Origin of the sequence: Devosia insulae DS-56 (genome assembly GCF_000970465.2) — a bacterium.
GTDB classification, from domain to species: domain Bacteria; phylum Pseudomonadota; class Alphaproteobacteria; order Rhizobiales; family Devosiaceae; genus Devosia_A; species Devosia_A insulae.
In genome coordinates this window covers 1-2,163 of the sequence record NZ_LAJE02000351.1, presented here as the reverse complement: position 1 = coordinate 2,163, position 2,163 = coordinate 1, and the positions used below count along the sequence as shown (strand labels likewise).

The 2,163-nt window shown below is 68.9% G+C and carries 2 protein-coding genes and 1 pseudogene; 2 read left to right on the top strand and 1 reads right to left on the bottom strand.

Features of this window, described 5'->3' with window-relative positions:
- Positions 1–560: Spy/CpxP family protein refolding chaperone (locus tag VW23_RS23080; RefSeq protein ID WP_069911841.1), on the bottom strand; the 560-nt coding region annotated here is incomplete at its 3' end.
- A gap of 177 nt (positions 561–737) precedes the next feature.
- On the opposite strand from VW23_RS23080, the gene VW23_RS23075 reads away from it, so the two are divergent.
- Both VW23_RS23075 and VW23_RS23070 read left to right on the top strand, forming a co-directional pair.
- A complete protein-coding gene (locus tag VW23_RS23075) occupies positions 738–1,394 on the top strand; it encodes a response regulator (protein WP_069911840.1) in 657 nt (218 codons plus the stop codon).
- A pseudogene (locus VW23_RS23070) lies at positions 1,391–2,163 on the top strand (hypothetical protein); the annotation flags it as partial. The gene VW23_RS23075 and the pseudogene VW23_RS23070, both read left to right, overlap by 4 nt.

Below are 2,163 nucleotides of genomic sequence, written 5' to 3'. Positions count from 1 at the left end.
CCGCCGTGGTCATCCCCACGCGGGCCATGTTGTGGCCCGCCGACCAGCGGCATCAGTTCTGCCTTCTGCGCATCGGTGAGGCTGTTGTAGAGCGCCTCGAAGCTCGGCAGCACGGCGTTCAGCGCGTCGAGTTCGGCGGTCTCATGGGCCTGGCGGTCCTTCAGCATGGTCACCGCATCCGGCGGGGTGGTCGGAGCGGTGGCCGGCTGCAGCGTCGCGCAGGTTTCGGCGAAGCTGGTCTGGGCCGTCAGTGCGGCGGTGCGGTAGGCGTCGAACAGCGGCTGCTGCTCGGCGGTGAGCGCCAGCTTGGTCGCGATATTGGCGAGTTTCGTCTCGAGCTGCGCCGCGCCATCGGTGCTGCAGATCAGCCCGGCAATGCCGCCGCGCTGGCCACCCTTATGCTCACCGGGGCGATCGCCCTGGGGGCCGGGCCCCTTGTCGGGCTGCGTCACCGCCGGCGCATCGGGCGCTGCCGGGGCCGACTGGGCATAGGCGCCAGGTGCAAGGGCGGTGAGGCCCATGATGGCGGCGAGGGCGGTGGTAACAAGCATGCGGTTCATGATCGTCTATCCTCTTTGCTGGCCGGCTGGAGCCGGCGCGGGGTCGCGGCGGGGTCGCTGCGATCTCGGCGCCAACCAACCAGCCCAAGCTGTCGGCGACCTTGCGGGGGCGCAGATTTTTCGTAAGGCTGGCGACAGCTTGGCGGGTTACAGGAGCCCGCCAAAGGGGCCCGTGGCGTGCGCATTCTGCTGATTGAGGATGACTATGTGCTCGGCGAGGCGATGCGCGATCAGCTGCGCGCCGATGGCCAAGGCGTCGATTGGATGCAGCGGCTCGATGATGCGCGCGCCGCGCTCGATACCGTCGACTATGGGTTGATCCTGCTCGATCTCAACCTGCCCGACGGGCGCGGGCTCGATCTGTTGAAGCACCTGCGCAAGTCGGGCAATCCGGTGCCGGTGATCATCGCCACGGCGCAGGATCAGGTGGCCATCCGCATCGAGGGGCTGAATGCCGGGGCCGACGATTACCTGGTCAAACCCTTCGATCTCGACGAAATGAGCGCCCGCGTTTCGGCCGTGGCCCGCCGCTATGCCGGCATCGCCACGCCCGAACTGCGCCTTGGGGAAGCCAGCGTCAACCTCGCGACCCGCACCATTACGCTGAGCGGCAAGCCGATCGGCGTCACGGCGCGCGAATGGGCGGTGCTGGAGCGGCTGTTGAGCCGACGCGGCGGCATCGTCACCAAGGCGGAGATCGAGGATTCGCTCTATCCGTTCGGCGCCGAAATCGAGGGCAATGCCGTCGAGGTCTATGTCAGCCGGTTACGCAAGAAACTCGGCCAGGCCGTCATCACCACGGTGCGCGGCCTCGGCTACCGGGTCGAACCATGAAGCGCCGCTCCATCGCGCTGCAGCTGGCAGTATGGCTCAGCGCCGGCATGCTGGTGTTCTGGCTCGGCGGCGCCGCAATTTCCACGCTGGTGCTGCGCAGCGAACTCGAACAGGCGTTCGACGAAACGCTGCGCCAGAGCGCCTATCGCCTGTTGCCGCTCGCCAACCGCGATGTCGGCGACGATTCGCACGGTCGCGCCCCGGTGCCGCGGCTCGGGCGCGATGACGATAATCGCGGGCCCAAGGGTCGCCCCCTGCCCCGGCCCGACGAAATGGCCCCTGAGCTCGAAGCCTTCACCTACCTGGTGTTCGACCAGAACGGGGTGATCCGGCTCCGCGCCGAGGACGCGCCCCTGGTGCTGCCGGCGCTGCCGGCTACGGATGGCCTCACCTTCATCGATGGCCACCGCGCCTTCAAATCCACCGACCGGCGCAACGGCATGGGCATCCTGGTGCTCGAAACCTCGACTGCCCGCGGCGATGCGCTGTGGGGCGCCGTCGCCGGGCTGCTCTGGCCGCTGGCGGCGTTGCTGCCGCTGGTCGGGCTCGGCATCTGGCAGGCGGTGCGGCTGGCGCTGCAACCGGTCAAGCGCCTGAGCCGCGACGTGGCGCTGCGCAGCGGCACCAACCTCACCCCGCTCAACGATGACGACCAGCCGGCGGAACTGGCGCCGATCGCCCGCGAGATCGAGGGCCTGCTGGAGCGGCTGCGCGCCGCCATGGAGGCCGAGCGCACTTTTGCGGCGAGCAGCGCGCATGAGCTCAGGAC